The sequence below is a fragment of the Chryseobacterium cucumeris genome, assembly GCF_016775705.1.
Taxonomy (GTDB): domain Bacteria; phylum Bacteroidota; class Bacteroidia; order Flavobacteriales; family Weeksellaceae; genus Chryseobacterium; species Chryseobacterium cupriresistens.
On the sequence record NZ_CP068760.1, the window covers coordinates 4,286,535 to 4,307,737 of the forward strand.

Below are 21,203 nucleotides of genomic sequence, written 5' to 3' on the forward strand. Positions count from 1 at the left end.
AGTTACACTTTTTTTAATATGAAATCCAACCTAATGGATCAACTGGTGTACTTCCGTTCCATACTTGGAAATCAAGCGTATAAGCACCATCAAAATCCTGAGCTATCGTACCTACCGGAGTTCCTGATGAAACCTGTTGCCCTTTGGAAACACTTACATTTCCTAAGTTGGAATAAATGGTAAAATAACTTCCGTGTTTGATGATAACGGTCTTGGTTCCGTCATTATTAGCCAGTACCGAAGATACTGATCCCGGGAACACCGATTTTGCACGTGCGCCTGAAGGGACGGAAATTTTGATCCCGTTATTTTCTTCAGTAATATTTTTGAAAACCGGGTGAGGCTGTCTTCCGAAACGGTGAGTGATTTGTCCGGCTCTGTCTGCAGGATAACCTAATCTACCTCTGTTATCTGCAAAACTGCTTCCTGTAGCGGTGGAAACTCCGTAGTTTGTCATGGCTTTGCTCTCTGCTGCCTTTTTCTCTTCTTCTTTTCTTTTCGCAAGCGCTGCTTCTGCTGCTCTTGCGGCAGCTAATTTATCTGCAGCTTCTTTAGCTCTTGCATTGGCCTCGTCTGAAGCTTTTTTAGCGGCTACTCTTCTGGCTTCATCTCTTGCATTAGCTTCGGCTCTCGCGGCATCTTCATTACGCTTTCTTTCTTCTTCAGCTCTTTTTGCAGCAAGTTCTGCAGCTCTCTTGGCTTCTGCTTCTGCAAGTCTTCTTTCTCTTTCAAGGGCTTCTGCTCTTGCTTTCGCTTCAGCTTCGATTCTTGCTTTTTCTCTTTCAGCAGCCAGTTTTGCCAAACGTATTTTTTCTGCTTCTGCCTTTCTTCTGGCTTCTTCTTCTGCTTTTGCAATTCTGATCTCTTCTGCAATAATAGCTCTGATCTGTCCTTCCAGTGCTTTAGACTGAACTTGTTTTTGCTTAAGTTCAGCAGTCAGCTTGGATTCGTTTTTCTTGAATTCAGCTACCAACTGTTCTTTTTGAGCTCTTTCAGCATTGATGGTTGCCAGGTCTTTCTGCTGGTTAATCAAAAGGGATTCTTTCGCTTTTACAGAATTTTGCTTTTGGGCAATGGTCTTTTTGATGAGATTGGCAGCATTTGTGATTTCAGCTGCTTTTTTATCCTGGTAGTCTGAGTATTGTTTCAGATACTGAACTCTTCGTATGGCTTCTCCTAAATTTTTAGCAGAAAGAATAAAAGTTACTTTGTTCTGTACTCCTTTGTTTTTATAAGCATTCACCAAAACTTCAGCATAGTTTTTTCTCAAAACTGCCAGTTCTTTATTCTGACGGTTGATTTCCAGCTGACGTAAATAAATATCATCCTCAATGAACCTTTTTTCTTTCTGCGTATTATTGTAAACCTTTTCTCTTAACACCAATTTTTGGTTGACATTGGAAAGGTAGGCTACGGAAAGTTTAGATTCACTTCTGGTTTTGGCTAAATCGGTATTTATTTGTGCAATTTGTTTTTTAAGTTCGGCATTCTGCTTCTGCAGTTGTTCTTTGGTCTGCTGTCCCTGATGCAGTCCGAACATCAAAACACCTATTAAAAAGCTAAATTTTCTAATCATTTAATCTCAATTTTCTTATAACTGGATGGTACAGAATAAGGTGTTTCCATCCTCGAAAAGTCAAATTTCGTGTTTTCCAATAAAATCTGACTAGATTTTGAGCCTTTTATAATTATTTTAACATTTTTTGGAAGGCGTATTCCTCCGTATTCATTCCAGTCACTATAAGAAACATCTAGTTCGTCTGATGAAAGAATATCTTTTAAATTCACGGCTAACAAATCGTAATTGGTGTCGTATTGGAGAGCTACCTTATACTCCCTGTTTTTTTCGTCCGTAACGATTTTCTGGTTCGTATTGGAAACCATTTTAAAACCCTGAGCATTTTGAGTGAGATCAAACTGTCTGTCGTTGATCTTTACAAAAGTTCTCCCCAGTAAGATCTTTTCCAATGATTTATAATCAATGAAATTAACGTTCAGAAGGTTATTAAGATAGTCAAAATCGGAATCTATATAAGTTTTATTGATCTTATCCTGGCCTTTTATTCCTTCCGGAGTGGCAATACCGCGGGCAGCATTGATGAACAAAGCTCTCAGATTCATCCACACCTTTTTATCATTTTCAATATAGATGGTTGCGTCCAGTGTAGGAACATAGCTTCCTGTTTCTACTCTTACTTTGCTGTCTATTTTGATTTGTTCAAATTTGGGTGGGATCAATACATGTTCATAAAACGTGAGTTTGTCTCTCACCGGTTCATTAACATCTTTTGGATTTCCATTATCTATATTTTTTGTACCATTAATGCTATCCCGTGTATGATCAGTATCACTTTGGGCAGTATTACGGGTCTTACAGGATGATAAGGCAAGAAGCAATAAAAGAAATGGGATCCAGTTTTTCATGTATTTATCTTTTAATTAAAAAATACGTTGCAATATTAACGCCAAACCACACAAAACATTTTGTGTGGCCTGATGATATGATGTTTAAGTTAAATATTTCCTATCCTTATTTAGATAAAAAATCTAACACGGAATAATCACCTAAAGATATTTCTCTGGCAACCCCAAAATACTGTGCGGAATTACCGATCATAGAATTTGAAAGGTTCCCGTGATTAATTCTTGTGTTTTCCTGAATCAGGGAGTTTTCAATATTAGAATTCACAACAGTTGTGTTGTTTCCTAAAGAAACGCCAGGTCCTACTTTTGAATTGGAGATTTTTACATTTTCTCCAATAAAGCAAGGCTGAATAATCAAAGAATTTTCAATCACAGCGGAAGCAGGATAGTGAGTCATTGCTTCTCTTTCATATTCAAGGATTTTGCTGTTGGTCTCTACTGTAGCATTTTTGTTACCGCAATCCATCCAGTCGTTTACTTTTCCAAGGGTAAACTTGGCACCTTTAGCTCTGAGGTTTTCAAGAGCGGTTGTTAATTGGTATTCGCCGCCGTTTTTAATATCATTATCCATGATATAATTGATTTCTTCCATGAGCTTTTCAGCACTGTTGAAATAATAGATACCAATGATAGCAAGATCTGAAACGTAAGTCGTTGGTTTTTCAACAAAGTCGGTAATGAAACCGTAATTATCCAGTTTTACGACTCCGAACGCTGATGGATCTTCAACACTTTTCACCCAGATTACACCGTCAGAATTTTTGTCCAACTGGAAATCTGCACGGAAAAGAGTATCTGCAAAGGCAATAACGATATCTCCCTGCATAGATTGTTCCGCACATTTGATGGCGTGAGCAGTTCCAAGAGGATCGTTCTGATAATATATACTTCCTTTTGCTCCCAGCTTTTCAGCAATCTGAATAAGGGATCTTTCGATCTCAGGGCCAAAATCTCCGATGATAAAAGCTACCTCTTCAATGTTTTCTCCTGCAACTTTAGCAATATCTTCCACTAATCTCTGTACGATAGGTTTTCCTGCAATAGGAATAAGAGGTTTTGGAACTGTCAGTGTATGTGGACGTAATCTGGAACCACGTCCAGCCATAGGGACAATAATTTTCATAAATTATATGTATAAAAGATGTTTTATTAGTTGTTTTTGATATTTAGGTTAAAGATAATAATTAAAACCTTTAAGAGATTATGATTTATATCTTTTTAAATAATTGTTTAAATTAACAACAGGTTTGTTTACAAGCAAAATAAAGACCAAAGTTTAAGATCTTTTTATGATTTTGGATACTATTGCTTTTTCTTTGAATACTATCAAAGCCAGGAATAAGATAAGGAATAGATTACCTACCAGATAATTAGTTCTGAAATAATAGAAAGAAACCAATGAACAAACAATGGTAAATCCCAGATAAATCATTATTTTACCTATATTATAATGAATAGGATACTGCCTTTGTCCCCATACATAGGAAATGATCATCATAGACATGAATGTAATCAGTGCTGCTATGGCACTTGCCCAATATCCATATTGAGGAATGAACAGGAAGTTGATAAGAATGGTGATGCAAGCTCCTATAACAGAAATATATAAGCCAACCCTTGTCTGGTCTGATAACTTATACCATATAGAAAGATTAAGGTAGATTCCCAGAAACAGAGCTCCAAGCATGATAAATGGAATGATTTCAATTCCCTCATAGTAGAGGGGGTTTCTTAAATATTTTTCAGAAATCCATTGAAGATTTACCATAAGTCCCATATAAATGATGCAGCTGCATACCACAAAAATATCCATCAGTACGGCATAGGTCTTGTGAGAATCCTTGTTCTTGAAACTTGAAAAAAAGTAAGGTTCAATACCCAATTGATAGGCTTGTCTGAACACAGTAATAAAGGTAGCAATCTTGTAAACTGCTCCATATACTCCAATCTGATGACGGGCTTCTTCTTCAGGAAGGAGGTATTTTAAGAATTGTCGGTCTAATGTCTGATTTACAATACCAGCCAGTCCTGCAATCATTACCGGCCAGGAATAGTTCATAATTCTTTTCCACAGTCCGAAATCGAATTTGGATATACTGAAGCTGAAGAATTCTTTTCCTACAATCAAAAGGGTGATAATACTTTGGATGAGATTGGCAACGAAAACATATCCGACTCCGAAGTCAGGATTATATTTTAACCCAAGTACTCCCTCAGGATGTTTAGGAAGCCATCTGATGAAGAATAAAACCAGTAAAAAGTAAACCAGGGAGCCGGCTACCTTGGAAAGCATATATTTGAAGGGTTTTCCTTGTAACCTCAATATAGCAGATGGGATGGTGGAAAATGCATCCAATGAGAGAATAAATAAGAATATGATTAGAAAATTGACCTGATCAGGAGTTTCAAAAGCTTCAGCAAGCTGAAATCTGAATACATATCCCAGAATAAGGTAAATTAACCCCATACTGATGATACTCATTGAGCAGGTTGAAATCAATGTTTTTTTGTCAATGTTATCCTCTTGTGCAAATCGGAAGAAAGAAGTTTCCATCCCATGTGTAAGCAATACCGTAATTACACCTGCAATGGAATACCAGTCTACAAACGGTGACGAAGCAGCTGGTCCGAAAGCCTTTGTAACGATGGGTGCAATGATAAATGGAAAAATACGGACTAGTACGGAGCTAAGTCCATATACCGCTGTCTGTCCTAATAGTTTCTTATACAAAGTCGAATTTTTTTTTTTGCAAATGTAAAACTTTAAGCATTCGTTTTGCGATTTTGGGGTGAATTAAAACTTAAAATCTTAATTTTACGGCGAAATAAATTGAAATGAAAGTTCTTATAAAAAATGTAAATATCGTCAACGAAGGAAAAGTCTTTGAAAGCGATATCCTGATAGAAAATGATTTAATCTCTAAAATAGCTGCCGGCATTTCTGAAGACGCGGATCAGATTATTGATGGTTCAGGTAAATATCTTCTTCCCGGGGTAATAGATGATCAGGTGCATTTCCGTGAGCCTGGACTTACTCATAAAGGCGATATTGAGAGCGAGTCAAGAGCAGCCATTGCCGGAGGGATCACCAGTTTTATTGATCAGCCGAATACTGTTCCAAACGCTGTTACCCAGGAGCTATTGGCAGACAAGTATGAGATTGCTTCCCAAAAAGCATATGCCAACTATGGTTTTATGATGGGAGGAACGAATGATAATCTGGAGGAAGTTTTGAAAACGAACCCTAGGAATGTTCCGGGAATCAAGTTATTTTTAGGATCATCTACAGGAAATATGCTGGTTGATAATCCTGAAACTCTGGAAAACATTTTCAGTAATACCAAAATGCTGATTGCTGTGCACTGTGAAGATGAAGCTACCATCAGAGCCAATACTCAGAAATATATGGATGAATATGGAGATGATATTCCTGTAAAATTCCACCACCTGATCAGAAGTGAAGAGGCATGTTATAAATCTTCATCCAAGGCGATAGAGCTTGCGAAAAAAACAGGGGCGAGACTTCACGTTTTCCACCTTTCAACAGCAAAGGAAATGGAACTTTTCCGAAATGATATTCCTCTAAAAGACAAAAAAATCACTGCTGAGGTATGTGTTCATCATCTTACATTTACCAATGAGGATTATGAAACAAGAGGAGGCCTCATCAAATGGAATCCTGCTGTAAAAACCCAAAAAGATAAAGATGCCCTTTGGGAAGCATTACTGGACGACAGAATAGATGTGATTGCTACAGACCACGCTCCGCATACGGCAGAAGAGAAGAATAATGTATATACAAAATGTCCGTCTGGTGCACCTTTGGTACAGCATTCATTGATTGTAATGCTTGAAAACTATAAAAACGGTAAAATATCCCTTGAGAAAATCGTTGAAAAGATGGCTCATAATCCTGCGATTCTTTTCAAAGTTGAAAAAAGAGGTTTTGTAAGAGAAGGATATAAAGCAGATCTTGTTTTGGTAGATTTAAATCAGGATTGGACGGTTTCCAAAGACAATCTACTCTACAAGTGTGGCTGGAGCCCACTGGAAGGGGTGAATTTTCACTCTAAGGTTACCCATACTTTTGTCAATGGTCATTTGGTGTATAACAATGGTACAATTGCAGAAGAGAAATTTGGAGAGAGACTACTTTTTGAACCTAGAGATTAATCTGAGATTATTATAATTCAATAGGAGCGGGCTTTAGCCCGCTCACTTTATATTTAACCTTCCATTGGCTTCAGCCAAAACTAAGCTGGAAGATTATTAAAGATTGGCGAATGATTAGCTAGACACTCTTTTAAGTTTCAAGATATTTTAAATTTATGTAGCTTCGCGCAAAAAATAATTAATACCTATGTACAAACTCTTTTTATTGTTATTTCTATCAATTTCTTTGCAATTTAGTTCACAAATAAATACAGGGTTACTTTCAAATTCGTCATGGACAAGTGTAAAATCCAGCATGTTAGATGGAAGCAGGGATTTATTTCAAAAACCATCCAGTTTTTTACTATGGAAAATTAATGGGAATAACCTTTGTGAATATATTGATCCTTGGTATTCGGAGAGGAAAAGTTGTGTGAATGTTAAGATCGAAAAAAATGTAATAAGGATAGCTGATAAGCCAATTTATGAAATTGAAAAGTTGACATCCGATTCATTAATTGTTATAGAAAAACCAGAAGGTGTTACTTTTCCTGATAAAATAAGAAAGAGATGGTTTGTAAAAACCTCTGAGGTTTTGAAAGATTTTACGGATAAAGCAACTGGCGATTCGATTGTAATTACTTCCCGAAACGCAATGCCATCATTAAAAAGAGGAATAAATTTTGAACTTCTTGAAAGTTATTCTAAAAAGAAATATACTCTGAATTTTGAGACAGTAGGAGAAATCAGAATTTTTCCTAAAAAACAAAAAGTTGAAGTAACAGTGGACTCTAAAAAGCAGACTAAAGATAATCAGACAGCTATTGAATTTTTCAAAACAGCGCTGGAAAAAGATTATAAAGTATGGGATCTGACAGGTTTTGAGAGCTTTGAAAAAATTATTATTCCGTACTACCTCAACGTTAAATTAGAAGATGGTGATGCCGGTAGTATTGCTTTTTTTGGCAAAGTTTCTTTTGAAAAAGATGAAAAAACTGTAGTGAGAATAAAAGATAAGTTTGTGTCTGTAGAAAATTTTAATAAGGGTTTAAAAGCCATTAACAGTCAAAAATTTGATAACGCAGTTTACTTCTTCAATAAGGCTCATGAAGACGATAATACAAATACAGAAGCATTGTACAACATTGCTTCAATTGCAACAGCACAAAACAAAACAGATGTTGCTTGCACAGCATTAAAAAGATTGAAGGATCTGGAGCAAACAGAAGGAACTAAATTATACAACGAAAAATGTTCAGGAAAATAATCAATAGGAGCGGGCTTTAGCCCGCTCACTTTATATTTAACCTTCCATTGGCTTTAGAGCCAAAACTTATTTAATTAAAAGACTGTGAATGTTCAAATTCCAGCTCATTCGCCTTTTTACTTTTTCGCCTTATTTCCCATATAAAATGTCAACTTCCCACTGTTCATGATCTCAGAATGCTTCAATGTAAAGTTTTTGATCTCTTTTCCATTCAAAAGAACTTTCTGAACATACACATTTTCCGGACTTTGGTTGATTGCTTCAATTTCAAAAGTTTTTCCGTTTTCCAGATTCAGTACAGCGTGATCAATCGCCGGGCTTCCGATAGAATAGTTCTCTGATCCAGGAGCTACAGGATAGAAACCTAATGAACTCAGAATATACCATGCACTCATTTGTCCGGTATCATCATTTCCGCCCAATCCGTCCGGTGTTGCTTTATACTGCATTTCCAGAATACGGCGGATCTGTGCCTGTGCTTTCCACGGCTGTCCTGCCCAGTTATAAAAATACGCAACATGGTGAGCCGGTTCATTTCCGTGAACATATCCACCAATAATTCCTTCACGGGTAATATCTTCAGTGTCTGCAAAGAATTCATCAGGTAAATGCATGGTGAACAGCTCATCCAGTTTGGATGCAAATTTTTTCTTTCCGCCCATCATCGTGATCAGTTCATCGGGATTTTGCGGGACAAAGAAACTGTAGTTCCATGAATTCCCTTCAATAAAGCCCTGTCCATGGGTACTTAATACATCAAAATCTTTCTTAAAACTTCCATCTGCCAGACGTGGGCGCATAAAACCGATAGTTTTGTCAAAATTATTTTTCCAGTTTTCAGACCGTCTAATAAACTGATTGTAAATATCTGTTTTGTTTAAATGCTTTGCCAGCTGGGCAATCGCCCAGTCATCATAGGCATATTCCAAGGTATTGGAAACTGAAGTTCCGTTTTTCTCAGCCGGAATATATCCAAGATCAATATATTGTCCTATGCCTTCGTAATCTCTTTTATTTGCTGTTTCTATACATGCTTTCAAAGCTTCTTCAGGATCACCCGTATAATTTCCTTTAATAATAGCATCAGCAACAACACTTACACTGTGGTATCCGCTCATACACCAGTTGTCATTAGCATAATGTGACCAGATGGGCAGCATTTTCATTGAAAACTGACTATAATGAGCCATCATAGATTTTACCATGTCACCATTCCGTTTAGGCTGAATGATATTAAAGAAAGGATGAAGCGTGCGGTAAGTATCCCACAGAGAGAAGGTTGTATAATGGGTAAAGCCATCTGCTTTATGAACATTCTGATCCAGTCCTTTATATTCTCCATTGACGTCCATATAAGTGGTGGGATTGATAAAGGTGTGGTACATTGCTGTATAGAAGTTAGTCTTTTCCGTATCAGAACCTTTGATGACAATTTTATTTAATTCCTTGTTCCAGTTGTCTTGGGCTATAGCTTTAACCTGATCAAAAGTCATATTCCCGGCTTCTTTTTCCAGATTTTCCAGAGCATTGGTCTGGCTTACCGGAGAAATGGCCAATTTTACTTCAATCGCTTCATTTTCATTGGTATCAAAATCAAAATACATTTTCAGGTTCTTTCCTGCAATCTCCGGGAAGTTTTTATTTTGGTCGAATTTTCTCCAGAATCCTTTGTAAACCTGCTTTTCATCATAGTTTTGCTGACCGTAAGATTTAAAAGGTTTTGAAAACTTCATGGCGAAATAAACCGTTCTGGTTCTTGCCCAGCCGTTGGTCTGCCGATAACCTGTGATGGTATTTCCGTTTTCTACACGAACGTATGTCCATACATTTTTTCCGTCATAATTGTAAATGCCAGCCATCAGATCCAGAATAATGTGAGCCTGGTCAGATTTTGGGAAAGTATAACGGTGAATTCCCACTCTTGGAGTTGCTGTCAGCTCTGCCAGAATATTGTGGTCATCCAGTTTTACTTTATAATATCCGGCTTCTGCTGTTTCGTTCTGGTGTGAAAATCTGCTTCTGTAGCCTTTTTCAGGGTTAGCTGCTGTTCCGGGATTCAACTGAAGTTTTCCAACAGTAGGCATTACCAGAAAATCTCCCAGATCAGAATGTCCTGTACCGCTGAAATGGGTAGAGCTGAATCCCACTATGGTTTTATCTTCATAACGGTAGCCGGCGCAGTATTTATAAACCTCACCATTGTATTTTCCATTGAGTTCATAGGAAATGGTGTCTGTTTCAGGGCTTAGCTGTACGGCACCAAAAGGAACGGTGGCTCCCGGATAAGTATGTCCCATCTTTTCAGTTCCGATCAGAGGATTGACATATTGTATTAATTTTTCAAATTTTTGGGCATGAAAGTTTGCACTTAAAAATGCTAGAGAAAGAAAAACAATAGACTTGCGATTTTTCATTAATGACAATTTTTCAAAGTTTAAAATTAATTAAAATCATCATTTTCTGTTGTGTTTTAAATTAGTTGAGGGCTATTTACTCTTTTTCAGAAAAACGGAAACCTATTCCGTGCAGGTTTTCTATTACTATGTTCTGTTCTTCAGCCAGTACCTTCCTCAGCCGGGAAATGAAAACATCGAGGCTCCGTCCCATGAAATAATCATCATCACCCCAGATGGCCTTTAGAATGTCCTGCCTTTTAACCACCAGATTTTTATGGCGGATAAAATATAAAAGAAGATCAGATTCTCTTTGGGTAAGGGTAATATTGTTTTCCGCACCTTTCAGGGTGTAATTTTTTGGATCAAAATCATATTTGCCCACTTTATATTGTAGAGGGGAAGTATCCGATTTCTTAGTGCGTTTCAGAAAAACTTCAATTTTCAACATCAGTTCTTCAATACTGAACGGTTTTACCAGATAATCATCAGCTCCAATTTTAAGCCCTTTAATTCTATCTTCTTTTAAAGCTTTTGCAGAGATAAAAATAATCGGAACCTCAGCATTTTTACTGCGGATTCGCTGTGCCACCTCAAATCCGTTCATGCCAGGCATCATAATATCCAGAAGGCAGATATCAAAATCCTGGCTGTTAAATGCTTCCAACGCAGATTCTCCATCAGAATAACAGCTGATATCATAATAACTTTCCAGACTGTCTTCCACCAGAAAAGCTATTGTTTTATCATCTTCGGCATATAAAATTTTAGATTTCTCCATACTTACACATGATTAATTTGAAAACGGAAAGAAGAGCGTTGTAGTAATTCCTTTGTCTTCATTATTCTCTACAGAAATTTTCCAATGATGCTGCTGAACTACTTTTTTTACATAAAATAATCCCAGTCCGAAACCATTTACTTCTTCACTTCTTTTGGTATGTACCCGATAAAACTTTTCAAAAATATGAGGAATATTTTTAGCAGGAATTCCCATTCCGTTGTCTTTAAACTTTAAATATAAGCCTTTTGAATCTTTATAAGCTGAAATTTTAATCACAGGCTTTGTTTCACAATACTTGATGGAATTATCCAGCAGGTTGTAAATGATATTCGTAAAGTGAAATTCATCTGCCATTACCGAAGTACTGTTTTCAATATCGATTTCGATGCTGAGATCTTTATTTTTGTGCTGTATATTATCTGCAATCTCTTGAATAAAAGGTTGTAACAGGATTTTTTGAGGTTTTAATGATAGTCCGGCTGCATCGTTCTTCGCAATATTCAATATTTTCTCAATGTGGCTATTGAGCTTGTGGCTTTGATTGATGATAATGGATGTATAGGTCTGCAGTTTGGAATTATCCTGTACCAGTTCCTGTTTATTAAGCGCTTCTGATGCTAACAGGATGGAGGATAAAGGTGTTTTAAACTCATGAGTCATATTATTGATAAAATCACGCTGCAGCTCCGAGAACTTCTTCTGCTGAATGATCGTATAAATAGAATATACATACACCAAAAGGATGATGATAAGGGCAAATGTAAGGAGATACCAGAATCTTAATGAACTGATCAGGTAAGTGGTTTTATCAGGAAATCGTATGGAAAAATAGTAGATCAGATTTTTATGCTTCGGAAAATTAATGATCTTATTGCCTGGGCTTTCCTGATGGGTCGTCATATACTTTCCATATACCATTTTATCGCTGTGGCAATTGTATAATGCATACACGTAATCTGTATTGATCTGAAAGCGGGTAAATTCTGTCTTCAGATAATATTCAAGCACAACAGGGTGAAATTCATTGTTGATATTAACCACATAATAGTCATTGGCAATATTCTGTACAGGATTTTCGGTGTAGGATGTCTTTCCTCCTGAGAGTTTTTCTGCGACTTCCATTAAGGCAATATTGACCTTTTGGTTAAACTTTTTATCTTCAAGATTATAAGCCTGTATCGTCCACATCAATTGTGCTATTAAAATTCCGATAATAGCGACGAATCCCAGCGTGATAATAATATTGAGTCTTTTTATTTTCATTTCCTGAAACAATATTATCCAAAAATATCTATTTATCTTTTACTATTAACAACTCATTAACAAATGTTAGACAGCGGTTAACAAGCCATAATCATTGTCTGCTTTACATTTGTCATATAGAAGAACATAGTCAGTTTCAAATATTAAAATATATACTCATGAAAAAATTAAAAATTACAGCTCTTTTAGCCGTGTTGGCGTTCTCTCCGTTTTATGCGAATGTATTGACAACAGATGCTCCATCTATCGTAAAAATGGTTGCTGATGCTATTAAATGGAAATCAGAATCTATCGATGTAGGAAATATTCCTCAGGGTAAACCAAAATTGATCAGATTTGAATTTACAAACACAAGTTCAAAACCAATCATTATTCAGAATGTAGCTCCTTCATGCGGATGTACAACTGCTGATTACACAAAAACTCCTATCCAGCCAGGAAAAAAAGGATTTGTGGAAGCCAGCTATAACGCAGCAACAGTAGGGCCATTTATGAAGACAGTAAATGTTACTACCAGCGACAGCAAAACTCCTAAAACACTTTCTTTCAAAGGAGTGGTAGCTTCTTAATATATCGTTTTAACAAATAGAAATAGCCTGGTAATTGTTATCAGGCTATTTTCTTTTTTGAATAGTTTATTTATAAAGGCGCCTAATCTTTATGAAACCGCAAAAGGCACAAAAGCTTTCATTTTGTCCGCTTAAGTAAGTTTAAAATAATGCCGGAGAAAAGTTCAAATAAGATGAAAATCTTTGATGTACTTATTTACATAGAGCTTGGCTCTAAAAACTTAAGGATTTAAAACTTTTATGTCTTTTGGGGTTAAAAATCATGAATGTAAAAGTTGAGAGAGCTTCTATGTGAAGAATAATTATTTGTAGCATTATTTATCAACCTATTTTACAGGATTGCATTTCAATATTTATTATTTTTAAGAAAAAATATTTTATGAGTCTATATACACAACCTATGCTGCGCGAAGGTGCACTAAAAGATAAAGTAGCGATTGTTACAGGAGGCGGGAGCGGTCTTGGAAAAGCGATGACTAAATACTTTCTTGAACTGGGCGCCAAAGTAGTGATCACTTCCAGAAACCTGGAAAAATTACAGGGAACAGCTAAGGATCTGGAAGAGGAAACAGGAGGCAAGGTGCTTTGTGTAGCTTGTGATGTAAGAAACTGGGATGAGGTGGAAGCCATGAAAGAAGCAACTCTGAAAGAATTCGGAAAGATTGATATTTTATTGAATAATGCTGCGGGAAACTTTATCTCTCCCACAGAAAAACTGACTCACTCTGCGTTTGACTCTATCCTTGATATTGTTTTAAAAGGAACAAAAAACTGTACCCTTTCAGTAGGAAAACACTGGATCGATTCTAAAACTCCGGGAACAGTACTGAATATCGTAACCACTTATGCATGGACAGGTTCTGCCTATGTAGTGCCATCAGCCTGTGCAAAAGCAGGAGTTCTGGCGATGACCAGATCACTGGCTGTAGAATGGGCAAAATATGGAATCCGTTTCAATGCCATTGCACCAGGACCTTTCCCAACCAAAGGAGCTTGGGACAGACTTCTTCCGGGAGATCTGCAGGAGAAATTTGATATGAAGAAAAAAGTTCCGTTGAGAAGAGTGGGGGAACATCAGGAGCTTGCCAACCTTGCGGCTTATCTGGTTTCCGATTATTCAGCGTATATGAATGGGGAAGTGGTAACCATTGATGGTGGAGAATGGCTTCAGGGAGCTGGAGAATTTAATATGCTTGAGGCGATTCCTCGTGAAATGTGGGATGCTTTGGAAGCCATGATTAAAGCAAAAAAGTCAAATTAAATTAAACTTATATTAAAAAAGTTCCCGGATATGTAACAAATCCGGGATTTTTTTTTTACCTATACACTAAATAATACTTTTTCAAATGAAATTTAAACTTCCAACCCTTGTTTCGACGCTTGCAGTTGTCCTCTTTTCAGGATCTGCATATGCACAGCAGACTCCGAAATATGATTATGTAGAAGCATTTAAGCCGTTCTTTTATCCGCAGACAGGTACAGCTACCCGTTCTGCAAGCGGACAGCCGGGACATGCTTACTGGCAGAATTCAGCAGATTATCATTTGAACGTCAGCCTGAATGAAGATAAAAAAGAAATTACCGGTACAGCGCAGATTACCTATACCAACAACAGTCCTGATAAATTAGGTTTTCTCTGGCTGCAGCTGGATCAGAATCTGTTTGCAAAAGATTCCAGAGGAAATGGTGTAGTGCCGCTATCCGGGAGCAGAAACGGAGCTCATGGTGAAGAATTTAACGGTGGATATACCATTAAATCAGTTAAACTGGATGGTAAGAAAGATGTAAAATACACCATTACCGATACAAGGATGCAGATTGATCTTCCCAAAGAGCTGAAAGCCAATGGAGGTGTGGCAAAGATAGAAATAGAATATTCTTTTATTTCTCCTGAGTATGGTTCAGACAGAATGGGAGTTCAGGATACTAAAAACGGTAAAATATTTACCATCGCACAGTGGTATCCGAGAATGTGCGTATATGATGATGTCATGGGATGGAATACGCTTCCTTACCTTGGTGCTTCGGAGTTTTATCTGGAATATGGAAATATCACAGCCAATATTACCGTTCCGGCTAATCATTATGTCGTAGCATCCGGAGAACTTCTGAATGAGAAAGAAGTGTACAGCAAAGAAGAAATCAAAAGATGGAATGAGGCAAGAAACAGTGATAAAACGGTAATGATCCGCCCTGAGTCTGAAATCGGTAAAAATAAAACTTCAGGAACAAAAACCTGGAAATTTAAAATTAATCAGACAAGAGATTTTGCATGGGCATCATCTGCGGGATTTATTTTAGATGCTGCAAAAATCAATTTACCCAGTGGAAAGAAATCTTTGGCTATTTCAGCTTATCCTGCTGAGAGTGCTGGTGATAAAGCGTGGGGAAGATCTACAGAGTATACTAAAGCAGCTATAGAACATTATTCAAAAAAGTGGTATGAATATACCTATCCGGTTGCCACCAATGTAGCAGGAAATGAAGGTGGAATGGAATATCCGGGAATTGTTTTCTGTCATATGGATTCCAAAGGAGAAGATCTTTGGGGGGTTACAGACCATGAGTTCGGACACAACTGGTTTCCTATGATCGTTGGATCTAATGAAAGACTTTTTGCATGGATGGATGAAGGGTTCAATACATTTATTAACGGGCTTTCAACGGAAGCTTTCAATAAAGGAGAATATTACCGTAAACCGAATCTAGCAAGATCAGGAACGTATCTGCTAACCGACAGCCTGGAGCCTGTAATGGTAGGTCCGGATAATATGAAAGAAAGAAGTATCGGAGCATTGGCTTACTATAAGCCGGGAACAGGATTGGAAGTTTTAAGAGAAGCAATTCTGGGACCTGAAAAGTTTGACAAAGCATTCAGAACCTATATTGACCGTTGGGCATTCAAACATCCGACACCATGGGATTTCTTCCACACAATGGAAAATGTTTCCGGAGAAGAACTGAACTGGTTCTGGAGAGGATGGTTCTTTAATAAATGGAAAATTGATCAGGCTGTTAAAACCGTACAATATGTCAACGGAGACTTTAAAAACGGAGTTCAGATTACGGTTGAGAATATTGGTCAGATGCCAATGCCAACAACTGTACAGATCAGATTCAAAGATGGAACAACACAGACGGTAAAAATTCCTGTTGAAGTTTGGAAAAGAAATACTGAATGGACATTCAAGGTAGAATCCAGCAAGGAAATTGATGAGGTGAAACTGGATCCGGATTCTGTAGTTCCTGATGTCAATCTGGAAAACAACAGTAAAACACCGGCATAGAAACGTTGAATCTATTTAAATTGGCGACTATATACAATTTTACGCCATTGTCATTCTGACGAAGGAAGAATCTCATGTAAAACCTGGATTCTTCATTTCACTGCGTACATTCAGAATGACAGAGTCATAATAATAAGTAAGATAACAGATTAATGTAAAATTGTATATGATTGCTTTTAAAATTAACGCAAAGGTTTACTGTCTCATGTTGATTCTTAAGGGAGCAAAGATGGAATCAATGGAATTGATTCTTTCTAAGCGTAAGCATATCCATGCAGCTTCATCAGCAACTTTGTTGCTTTCTCAGTTTCCTTAAAAATAATAATAGTTAATATGATCTTTGCGTCTATAAAATAAATATTTGCTACATATATTACAAAAGCCTGAACTTATACCGTAAGTTCAGGCTTTTTATTTTTTTAGGGTGTTTTTCCTGAACAAGTAGAGGTGTTCTCCTGAAATGTTTTGAAGCCCGGTGATCTAATTTTGTCCCACAATATTAATCAAAAACAAAAAACATGGAAACATTAAAATCGGTGCTTGAAGCAAGCCACGCCAAAAAAACAAAAAATGAGTTAATTGACCTTTTATCGGGAGTAGAAAAAGTACTGACTCCGGCAGTCTATGAAAAAGTGTCAGGAATTGAAACCTCAGAACTGAGTTCATTGACGAATAAAGAATTGTTAGCCATCGTAGACGAGTTCAAAAAGAATTATGATGAAAAGTGGGAAAAATCTTTTTCCGGTGCCTCTTCTGAGATCATGAAACTGATTGCCGGTAGAATGGCTGCCGATGAAGAGATCTTCAGAACTTCAGATGCTGCCAATGCAGATTTTGCAGCAGAATTGGGAAGCATCGACTTTGCAACGATTATTGGCGGACCTTTGGATGCTTGTGTAAAAGCACAGTCCAATGCCTCAATTGCCACCGTTAATTTCATCAACGAAGTCGGGTTCGAACTTACAGATCCGGCCAATGCTGCCAGTCCTAAAAAACTGAGAATGGCAGAATTCAAATACAAAAAAAATATTCCGAACCCGGATTTTAAAGAAGATGAGCCGGTAAGTGCCACCAACCCTAAAATGATTCCGAACGACGTGGAAATTTCAGTGCCTTTTATTGCTTTGCTGAATGTTCCGAGCTTCAGAATTGAGACCTGTGAAGTAGACTTTAATGTGAAACTTAATTCTACATACACAAAAGACGTAAGTGATGAATTCGGGATCAATGCCGGAGTATCCGGTGGATGGGGACCTGTGAAATTCAAAGTGGATGTATCCTATAAGAGAACTTCCAGTACAGGAATCAAAGTGGAAAAAGAATATTCTCTTGGGGTAAAAGTGCGTGCAACCAATGACGAAATGCCTGCAGGGCTTGAAAAAGTGCTTGGACTTCTTTCACAATAAAAGATTTTACGAAAGATGATAAAACTATCAGATTACCTGGATTATCTCAACAACGAGATAATTCAGGCTCGTAAAAAAGCAGATGAGAATGCGGTTCTTATTGCCAAAGAATATGCCCGCCATGAATATCTTAAGTATTTCAAGGTTCCGCGCTATGCTCTGCCTAGTGTAAAGATGGACATTCCGATTAAAATTACGGATATCGATTCAGATCCCAAATATAATTTTAAACTGAATGAAGATCAGTTTGTGACAGAAATAAATGAAAGAATCCGTCTGGTGAATAGGGAGAAGAAATTTAATATTCCCGAAATCAGCAAAAGACAGCTTCAGACTGAAGAATTCAGAACCCTGTTCAGCAAGCTGGAAAAGAATGATCAGAAATTTGGGAAACTTCCTGCCAATGAAGTGCTCAAGCTGGATCTCAGAAATAAAATGCAGCTTTTAAATTCAGGGATCTTCAGACCGCAGGAAGGAACAGAAGAAGAAACCGATGAACTGAAAGAAATTTTTTCAAAAGTTCTGCTGAATAAATATACGCTGGTGAATGCAAAGCTGAACAGCATTTACATAGATCCCAATACAAGTGCGGCAGAAGATAAAGACAAATTATTCATCAACCTGCATGTGGAAATGGAGGAGGAAGGAATCAGAATTGTGTCTTACAAAGATAAAGACGGCAACGAAATAGAACAGATAACTTTTGAGTAATGCAGGAACTTATTCACTTTACGGTACAGAAAATCAAAGAACTGCTGGAACAGTTCAATGAAGTTCAGGCTTTATACCTGTCAAAATCATTTGACTTTGATGCCCGGTTCGATGCGTTTCTCAACGAGGTTCTGGAGTATTTCCGTACCAAAGGAAACACCAGTCATGAATCTGAAGTGCTGAAGGTAATGAATATGATTTCTACCGTTAAAAGAGGCTTTAATCCTATTAAAATGGAAAAAATAATGACGGGAAGAAGAGAAATGCTTGCAGGATTCTCATTTAACGGAATGGAAAGTATTTATGATATTCTGATGGAAATATATGCCAGGGAAAATAAAAAACTTGATGAGGCGGAAGAACTTATTTCAGGAATCATTGTCTCATTATATCAAAATGGTATTCTGGATGATGAAAAGCTGAAGGACATGAATTCCGTGCCTAAAATTGAACGTTTCTGGACTTCACTGGCTGAACAGAATACAGCGATATCAGGAATTAATAAAAAGCTCAGACTGACCATTATTCCGGAGGATATTTTTCTTATTCTCGAAAAGATATTTCTGAAGTTAATTTAAAAAAGATCATTATGGAAACCGGAAGATATATTGTTCTGCTACAGAACCAGCAGAAAAATGCACTCAAAAAAATTGAGAAAGAGCTGGAAGTGAGTATCACCTCTTCAGAATTTCTATCGAAAGAAAATCGTTCCTATGAAATCATTGATCAGGACAATGGTGTACTTTACAAAAATCTTGGTGTTCTGGTGGTGGAAAATATGGATGAAGACCAATTGAAAAGTGCTGTGAAAGATGAATCCAATTCTATTGTATACTACGAAAAAGAAAGGGAATTTTTTCCTGCAGATGAATTGCAATTGATTAATGAGCTTAAAAAGCAGTCGGCCGGGCTTGCAGAAAAAATCTCAGAACTTGAAAAATATATTACCAGCAAACCTTTACCTCAAAAATCATTCATTGAAATGGAATGGGGATTAAAAGCGATCGGACTGGAAAATGCCAGCTATACAGGAAAAGGTATTGATGTATGCATTCTTGATACCGGACTTGAAATTTCCCATCCGGATTTTTCCGCCGAAGTGATTGAAGGGAAATCTTTCATAGATGGTGAGGACTGGAACAGAGATCCAAACGGACATGGTACCCACTGTGCAGGAGTGGCTGCAGGAAATACAAGAAGTGATAACGGAAGACGTTACGGAATAGCTAAGGATTGCAACCTGAAAATAGCAAAAGTACTCGCAGATAATGGAAGAGGAACTACCAGCAGTGTCATTGATGCGATAGACTGGGCCATTTCGAAGAAATTCAGAATATTGTCTCTTTCACTAGCTTCTCCTGTGAAGTTTGATGATCAGCCGTCTGTTCTTTTTGAAACCATTGGAGAAAGAGCACTGGAAAATAACTGCCTTATTATCGCAGCAGCAGGAAATGATAGCAACAGACCACAGATTCCACAACCTGTTTCAATGCCGGCCAATTCAAAATCGATCATGGCTGTTGGAGCTATTGACGGACAAATGAAGATCGCCAGATTTTCAAACGCAGGTCTTAATCCATCTACAGGCGGAAACATCAATGTCTGTGCTCCCGGAGTAGATATTATCAGTTCCTATCCTAAAAATGCGAAGAACAAAAATAACCTGTACTATACAATGAGTGGTACCAGTATGGCCGCACCGCATGTTTCAGGGCTTGCAGCGTTGTATATGGAACAGTTTCCCGATAAATCGGCAAAAGAGATCTGGGAACTGATTGAAAACAAAGCAAGACCTGTTGAAGGGATAAAATACAGAGATATTGGAAATGGTTTAATACAGGTATACCTATGATCACTTATCTCGCAGTTTTAAAGAAAGATATAAATTTTAAAAGGCTTGAAGCTCTTCTCAAAAGTAAAGGCATAAAACTGGCCTCTCACTATAAAACCTTGGGAATTGTAAAACTTGAAAGTCAGCTGCCGGTTTTGGAGTCCGAATTTCAGGAATATTTTATATCTGTAGAAGAAGAAAAAGATAATTTAACAATATAATCACATCAATAAAGCTTTTCTGTCGCAGAGAAGTTTTATTTTTGTCTCTTAATGATAAAATAACATATGAATTTCAGATTTTCAATGGTGTTTCTGATGTTTTTTGCATTGGGATTTTCACAGGACCTTACCGTAATGAGTTTTAATATCAGACTGAATGTAGAGTCAGATAAAGACAATGCCTGGCCAAAAAGAAAGCAGGATGTTGCCGATTTACTGACGTATTATCATCCTGATTATTTCGGGGTACAGGAAGCGCTTCCGGAACAGATGAAAGATATTAAATCAGGATTAAAAAACTATGATTATATAGGAGTAGGAAGAGATGACGGCAAAGAGAAAGGAGAGTTTTCTGCCATCTTTTATGACACAAACAGACTTGAAGCAGTAAAATCAGGAACATTCTGGTTATCTGAAACTCCGGAAAAACCGTCAAAAGGCTGGGATGCGGCACTGAACAGGATCTGTACTTACGCCATATTTAAAGATAAAAAATCGAAGAAAAAATTCCTGGCAATGAATCTTCATTTTGATCATGTAGGAAATGTGGCAAGAGTAAAATCTTCGGAACTGATTCTGAAAAAAATCAAAGAACTGAATCCAAAAAACCTTCCGGTAACGCTGAGCGGAGATTTTAACCTGACAGATGATTCAGAACCGATTAAAATTCTTTCCCAGAATATGAAAGATACTTTCTATCATTCAGAGACGAAGCATTACGGCCCTGTAGGAACTTTCACCGCTTTTGATGTCAATACAGTCCCGAAAGACCGAATCGATTATATTTTTACACAAGGCTTTAAGATCAGATCTCACAGACATATCAATGACAGAAGAGAAAATCTTTTGTATCCGTCAGACCATTTTCCGGTGATCGTGAATCTTTCCCTATAAA

At 37.2% G+C, this 21,203-nt stretch carries 18 protein-coding genes; 11 read left to right on the forward strand and 7 right to left on the reverse strand.

All coding sequences use genetic code 11. The features are described 5' to 3' along the window. Positions 1 to 13: 13 nt before the first annotated feature. The 4 genes from JNG87_RS19120 to JNG87_RS19135 form a co-directional block, all read right to left on the reverse strand. On the reverse strand, positions 14 to 1,576 hold the full coding sequence (locus JNG87_RS19120) for a peptidoglycan DD-metalloendopeptidase family protein (RefSeq protein WP_202840430.1): 1,563 nt from the start codon (positions 1,574 to 1,576) through the stop codon (positions 14 to 16). Beyond that, positions 1,573 to 2,424 carry a DUF4292 domain-containing protein gene (locus JNG87_RS19125; RefSeq protein WP_202840432.1) on the reverse strand — a complete coding sequence of 284 codons (852 nt, stop codon included), beginning with the start codon at positions 2,422 to 2,424 and terminating at the stop codon, positions 1,573 to 1,575. The genes JNG87_RS19120 and JNG87_RS19125 overlap by 4 nt, the downstream gene beginning before the upstream one ends. Positions 2,425 to 2,530: 106 nt before the next feature. Then, a complete protein-coding gene (locus JNG87_RS19130) occupies positions 2,531 to 3,547 on the reverse strand; it encodes a sugar phosphate nucleotidyltransferase (RefSeq protein WP_110010644.1) in 1,017 nt (338 codons plus the stop codon). Between the two features lie 153 nt (positions 3,548 to 3,700). Continuing rightward, positions 3,701 to 5,155: a lipopolysaccharide biosynthesis protein gene (locus tag JNG87_RS19135; protein WP_202840435.1), complete on the reverse strand. Its 1,455-nt coding sequence runs from the start codon at positions 5,153 to 5,155 to the stop codon at positions 3,701 to 3,703. 104 nt (positions 5,156 to 5,259) lie between these two features. On the opposite strand from JNG87_RS19135, the gene JNG87_RS19140 reads away from it, so the two are divergent. Both JNG87_RS19140 and JNG87_RS19145 read left to right on the forward strand, forming a co-directional pair. Continuing rightward, positions 5,260 to 6,597: a dihydroorotase gene (locus tag JNG87_RS19140; RefSeq protein ID WP_202840436.1), complete on the forward strand. Its 1,338-nt coding sequence runs from the start codon at positions 5,260 to 5,262 to the stop codon at positions 6,595 to 6,597. Between the two features lie 187 nt (positions 6,598 to 6,784). After that, on the forward strand, positions 6,785 to 7,843 hold the full coding sequence (locus JNG87_RS19145; protein WP_202840437.1) for a hypothetical protein: 1,059 nt from the start codon (positions 6,785 to 6,787) through the stop codon (positions 7,841 to 7,843). 116 nt (positions 7,844 to 7,959) lie between these two features. Here JNG87_RS19145 and JNG87_RS19150 read toward each other — a convergent pair whose 3' ends face one another. From JNG87_RS19150 to JNG87_RS19160, 3 genes are all read right to left on the reverse strand, one after another. Further along, positions 7,960 to 10,257, reverse strand: coding sequence for a GH92 family glycosyl hydrolase (locus JNG87_RS19150; protein WP_202840438.1), 2,298 nt, complete (start codon positions 10,255 to 10,257; stop codon positions 7,960 to 7,962). 76 nt (positions 10,258 to 10,333) lie between these two features. After that, a complete protein-coding gene (locus tag JNG87_RS19155; protein ID WP_202840439.1) occupies positions 10,334 to 11,017 on the reverse strand; it encodes a response regulator transcription factor in 684 nt (227 codons plus the stop codon). 12 nt (positions 11,018 to 11,029) lie between these two features. After that, the gene (locus JNG87_RS19160; RefSeq protein WP_202840440.1) at positions 11,030 to 12,283 is read right to left on the reverse strand and encodes a sensor histidine kinase; all 1,254 of its coding nucleotides are present in this window, start codon (positions 12,281 to 12,283) and stop codon (positions 11,030 to 11,032) included. Between the two features lie 158 nt (positions 12,284 to 12,441). Here JNG87_RS19160 and JNG87_RS19165 point away from each other — a divergent pair, with 158 nt between their 5' ends. The 9 genes from JNG87_RS19165 to JNG87_RS19205 all read left to right on the forward strand — a co-directional run bounded on the left by JNG87_RS19165 (position 12,442) and on the right by JNG87_RS19205 (position 21,202). After that, a complete protein-coding gene (locus tag JNG87_RS19165; RefSeq protein WP_202840441.1) occupies positions 12,442 to 12,852 on the forward strand; it encodes a DUF1573 domain-containing protein in 411 nt (136 codons plus the stop codon). Between the two features lie 379 nt (positions 12,853 to 13,231). Then, positions 13,232 to 14,113 carry an SDR family oxidoreductase gene (locus JNG87_RS19170; protein ID WP_202840443.1) on the forward strand — a complete coding sequence of 294 codons (882 nt, stop codon included), beginning with the start codon at positions 13,232 to 13,234 and terminating at the stop codon, positions 14,111 to 14,113. Between the two features lie 85 nt (positions 14,114 to 14,198). Continuing rightward, entirely contained in the window at positions 14,199 to 16,139 is a 1,941-nt protein-coding gene (locus JNG87_RS19175; RefSeq protein WP_202840444.1) for a M1 family metallopeptidase, read from the forward strand. Between the two features lie 518 nt (positions 16,140 to 16,657). Then, positions 16,658 to 17,545 (forward strand): DUF2589 domain-containing protein, encoded by an 888-nt coding sequence (locus JNG87_RS19180; RefSeq protein WP_202840445.1) that lies wholly within the window; start codon positions 16,658 to 16,660, stop codon positions 17,543 to 17,545. A gap of 15 nt (positions 17,546 to 17,560) precedes the next feature. Continuing rightward, on the forward strand, positions 17,561 to 18,256 hold the full coding sequence (locus tag JNG87_RS19185) for a hypothetical protein (RefSeq protein ID WP_202840446.1): 696 nt from the start codon (positions 17,561 to 17,563) through the stop codon (positions 18,254 to 18,256). After that, entirely contained in the window at positions 18,256 to 18,834 is a 579-nt protein-coding gene (locus JNG87_RS19190) for a hypothetical protein (protein WP_202840447.1), read from the forward strand. The genes JNG87_RS19185 and JNG87_RS19190 overlap by 1 nt, the downstream gene beginning before the upstream one ends. Positions 18,835 to 18,845: 11 nt before the next feature. After that, positions 18,846 to 20,108, forward strand: a complete 1,263-nt coding sequence (locus JNG87_RS19195; protein WP_202840448.1) for a S8 family peptidase — start codon at positions 18,846 to 18,848, stop codon at positions 20,106 to 20,108. Beyond that, on the forward strand, positions 20,105 to 20,308 hold the full coding sequence (locus JNG87_RS19200) for a hypothetical protein (protein ID WP_202840449.1): 204 nt from the start codon (positions 20,105 to 20,107) through the stop codon (positions 20,306 to 20,308). Before JNG87_RS19195 ends, JNG87_RS19200 begins: the two co-directional genes overlap by 4 nt. Before the next feature lie 66 nt (positions 20,309 to 20,374). Beyond that, positions 20,375 to 21,202 (forward strand): endonuclease/exonuclease/phosphatase family protein, encoded by an 828-nt coding sequence (locus JNG87_RS19205; RefSeq protein WP_202840451.1) that lies wholly within the window; start codon positions 20,375 to 20,377, stop codon positions 21,200 to 21,202. Position 21,203: the final 1 nt, after the last annotated feature.

What these genes read in the sequence shown, in the direction of transcription:
- JNG87_RS19185 (WP_202840446.1), top strand. Translation starts at nt 17,561, where the DNA reads ATGATAAAACTATCAGATTACCTGGATTATCTCAACAACGAGATAATT.
- JNG87_RS19140 (WP_202840436.1), top strand. Translation starts at nt 5,260, where the DNA reads ATGAAAGTTCTTATAAAAAATGTAAATATCGTCAACGAAGGAAAAGTC.
- JNG87_RS19175 (WP_202840444.1), top strand. Translation starts at nt 14,199, where the DNA reads ATGAAATTTAAACTTCCAACCCTTGTTTCGACGCTTGCAGTTGTCCTC.
- JNG87_RS19120 (WP_202840430.1), bottom strand. Translation starts at nt 1,576, where the DNA reads ATGATTAGAAAATTTAGCTTTTTAATAGGTGTTTTGATGTTCGGACTG.
- JNG87_RS19180 (WP_202840445.1), top strand. Translation starts at nt 16,658, where the DNA reads ATGGAAACATTAAAATCGGTGCTTGAAGCAAGCCACGCCAAAAAAACA.
- JNG87_RS19165 (WP_202840441.1), top strand. Translation starts at nt 12,442, where the DNA reads ATGAAAAAATTAAAAATTACAGCTCTTTTAGCCGTGTTGGCGTTCTCT.
- JNG87_RS19190 (WP_202840447.1), top strand. Translation starts at nt 18,256, where the DNA reads ATGCAGGAACTTATTCACTTTACGGTACAGAAAATCAAAGAACTGCTG.
- JNG87_RS19170 (WP_202840443.1), top strand. Translation starts at nt 13,232, where the DNA reads ATGAGTCTATATACACAACCTATGCTGCGCGAAGGTGCACTAAAAGAT.
- JNG87_RS19155 (WP_202840439.1), bottom strand. Translation starts at nt 11,017, where the DNA reads ATGGAGAAATCTAAAATTTTATATGCCGAAGATGATAAAACAATAGCT.
- JNG87_RS19130 (WP_110010644.1), bottom strand. Translation starts at nt 3,547, where the DNA reads ATGAAAATTATTGTCCCTATGGCTGGACGTGGTTCCAGATTACGTCCA.
- JNG87_RS19195 (WP_202840448.1), top strand. Translation starts at nt 18,846, where the DNA reads ATGGAAACCGGAAGATATATTGTTCTGCTACAGAACCAGCAGAAAAAT.
- JNG87_RS19145 (WP_202840437.1), top strand. Translation starts at nt 6,785, where the DNA reads ATGTACAAACTCTTTTTATTGTTATTTCTATCAATTTCTTTGCAATTT.
- JNG87_RS19205 (WP_202840451.1), top strand. Translation starts at nt 20,375, where the DNA reads ATGAATTTCAGATTTTCAATGGTGTTTCTGATGTTTTTTGCATTGGGA.
- JNG87_RS19200 (WP_202840449.1), top strand. Translation starts at nt 20,105, where the DNA reads ATGATCACTTATCTCGCAGTTTTAAAGAAAGATATAAATTTTAAAAGG.
- JNG87_RS19125 (WP_202840432.1), bottom strand. Translation starts at nt 2,424, where the DNA reads ATGAAAAACTGGATCCCATTTCTTTTATTGCTTCTTGCCTTATCATCC.
- JNG87_RS19150 (WP_202840438.1), bottom strand. Translation starts at nt 10,257, where the DNA reads ATGAAAAATCGCAAGTCTATTGTTTTTCTTTCTCTAGCATTTTTAAGT.
- JNG87_RS19160 (WP_202840440.1), bottom strand. Translation starts at nt 12,283, where the DNA reads ATGAAAATAAAAAGACTCAATATTATTATCACGCTGGGATTCGTCGCT.